The sequence below is a fragment of the Bacillota bacterium genome (assembly GCA_013178045.1).
Classification (GTDB): domain Bacteria; phylum Bacillota; class Ch66; order Ch66; family Ch66; genus Ch66.
Genome location: JABLXP010000051.1, coordinates 1 through 2,608, shown reverse-complemented (window position 1 = coordinate 2,608; position 2,608 = coordinate 1). Strand labels below are relative to the sequence as shown.

At 53.5% G+C, this 2,608-nt stretch carries 3 protein-coding genes; all 3 read right to left on the bottom strand.

What is annotated here, in order from left to right:
* Positions 1-823 (bottom strand): sodium ion-translocating decarboxylase subunit beta (locus HPY81_11550; GenBank protein ID NPV28033.1); only part of this gene is annotated, 823 nt, incomplete at its 3' end.
* A 37-nt stretch (positions 824-860) separates the two neighbouring features.
* Positions 861-1,019, bottom strand: coding sequence for an OadG family protein (locus HPY81_11545; GenBank protein ID NPV28032.1), 159 nt, complete (start codon positions 1,017-1,019; stop codon positions 861-863).
* Between the two features lie 134 nt (positions 1,020-1,153).
* The gene (locus tag HPY81_11540; GenBank protein ID NPV28031.1) at positions 1,154-2,458 is read right to left on the bottom strand and encodes an SLC13/DASS family transporter; all 1,305 of its coding nucleotides are present in this window, start codon (positions 2,456-2,458) and stop codon (positions 1,154-1,156) included.
* Positions 2,459-2,608: the final 150 nt, after the last annotated feature.

The window sequence follows — 2,608 nt, the reverse complement described above, 5'->3', positions numbered from 1 at the left end:
AGAAGGTCTCGGCATTCATGGTCGCCCCGACCGATATGCCCAGGAACACGGTGACGATGTTCAGGAGCGCGTTTTGCGCCACATCGCTCAACCGTTCCACTACCCCTGACTCCCGGAAGAGGTTCCCCAGCATCAGCATCGCCATTAACGGGGCGGCTGGTGGAACCAGGAGGGTGATCAAAATAACGGCGATGATGGGGAAGAGAATTTTTTCGGTCTTACTCACCGGTCGCAATTGCCGCATACGGATTTTTCGCTCGGCAACAGTGGTCAGCAATTTGGCCACCGGCGGTTGAATCAGCGGCACCATCGCCATGTAGGAGTAAGCCGCCACCGCGCATGGACCCATCAGATACGGGGCCAGGTACGAGAGGACGTAAATGGTGGTCGGGCCGTCCGCCCCACCGATGATCCCGATGCCGGCTGCCTCCTTAACGGTGAACCCAGCCAGGATGGCCCCGATGTAGGTGATATAGACACCTCCCTGAGCCGCCGCTCCCAGCAGGAGTGTCTTCGGGTTGGCGATCATGGGCCCGAAATCCGTCAGCGCCCCAATGCCGAGAAAGATCACGCAGGGAATCACTTCCCACTCAATCCCGTAATGGTAAAAGATCCAGAATAAGTGCCCTTCTTCCATCAAACCGGCCAGGGGCAGGTTGGCCACTAGGATACCAAACCCAATCGGCAACAGCAGCAGTGGTTCAAATTCTTTTTTGATGGCTAAGTACATGATCGCAAAAGCGACTAACCACATTATAACCTGTTTAACATCCAGGGCTGGTAATCCACTGGAAATAAAGACTGTTTTCAGCGTTTCGAGCATGCATATTTCCTCCTCTTGTCTTCCTGTTGGTACAAAGTTAATTATTGGCCCCGGCTTCCTCTTTACCGCGTTTCTCCAATCCCATGATCACGGCCGACATGGCTTGGACAGAAAACATCAGAATCACCAAGACCAGGAATACCGCAGAAAAACCGTAAACAACCACCTGCAGGGCCAGACCCCAATCAGTACCCATCGTGCATATACCTCCCGCGTGTTATTTCTCTTTCTGCGAATATGCTTGCTTGTGAAAATCGTGTCAAATCGTCAAATTGTTGGCTTAGGGGTAGATTTCCCCTAAGCCAAAACACTACTGAATAAATGTTTTTCCTAGAACGGCCAGATCAGTGGAACCAGGATGATCACCAATAAGAAGCAGAACAAGTTGAACAGCCCGCCCCACTTGATGTAGTCAAAGAACTTGTAGCCGCCTGGGCCGAGGACAATGGTCATCGGCGGGGTTGCCACCGGGGTCGAGAACGAAGACGCCGTAGCAGTGCAGAGCGCCATCATGATCGGCAGCGGGTTTGCCCCGATCGCCTTCGCCATGGCCAGGCCGATCGGCGCCAGCATGGCCGTAGCCGCCGTGTTGGACATGAACTGGGTCAGGAACATCCCCAGAAAAGCAATCACCACGAGAATTGTGTATGGGGTAACCTTATCACCAAATAACCCCAGGATGTAGTTGGCCAGCAGTTTGCCGCCGCCGCTCTTGTCCAGGCCGGCCGCAAAGCCGATCGAGCCGCCCAGCACCAGGACCGTCGTCCAGTCCATTTGCCGGTAAGTGGTTTTCTCGGAAATGCAACCCGTCACCACACAGGCCAGGGCGCCAATCATCGCGATGGTACCCAGCGGCAGGATTTTTGTATTCGTAAAGATAAACCCGAGCACACAGCCCAGCAGGATGATCCCGGACATCCACATCTTCTTCGGGTCCTTGGGTTTACCCCCGGTCTTTTGTGCATCCGCCAAACTCATCATATCCTGCAGCGCCTGACTCGGTGGCGGGTTCTGCCCCCACATCTTCACCGCCAGCCATTTACCGATGGTGAAATTGTAAATGAGGAAGGCTACGCAGATCGGTCCTCCGATCAGGGCAAACTCAAAAAAGCCAAATGGACGGTAACCGGCCGCGGTCTGTACCCCCTGGACAATAACCGGTGGGGTTGAACCCACCAGGGTCAGCATCCCGCCGGTGACCGCCGCTATGGCCAGCGGCATCATCGTGAACTTGCCGTTGATTTTACCACCCGAACCGGCGATAATCCCTGCCAGCACCGGCACCATCATCGCAGTGGTCGAGGAGTTATTCAAGAAGGCGGATAAACCCATCGTGACCACCAGCATCGCCAGGACAACCCCAAACGTACTGCCTTTAGCCAAGCTAACGATCTTTTTCCCGATCTCTTCGGCCAAGCCAGTCTCAAACATGGCCAGGCCAACGACAATCATGCCGGCGATCAACAGGTTAGTATCGTCCGATAACCCGCTCCACGCCGTCTTTGCGTCAACCACCTTGAACACGACCAGGGCAGCGCATGATCCGATCGCAGTTACAGCCAATGGTATGATTTCAGTGATGTAGAGAATCATCACGGCCGCCAGGATAATCAAACTTATTTCTGCAGGACCCATCAATTTACCCCCCATTATTTAAATGAGCCTTTTGCAATTTTCCAACACTTGATTTACTAAGGATTTTAGGGCCATAAAAAAGGACTTCACCCCAATTTGGAGAAGTTTTCAAGTAACCAAACCGAAAACCCCATAAAGGAGTGAAGTCAC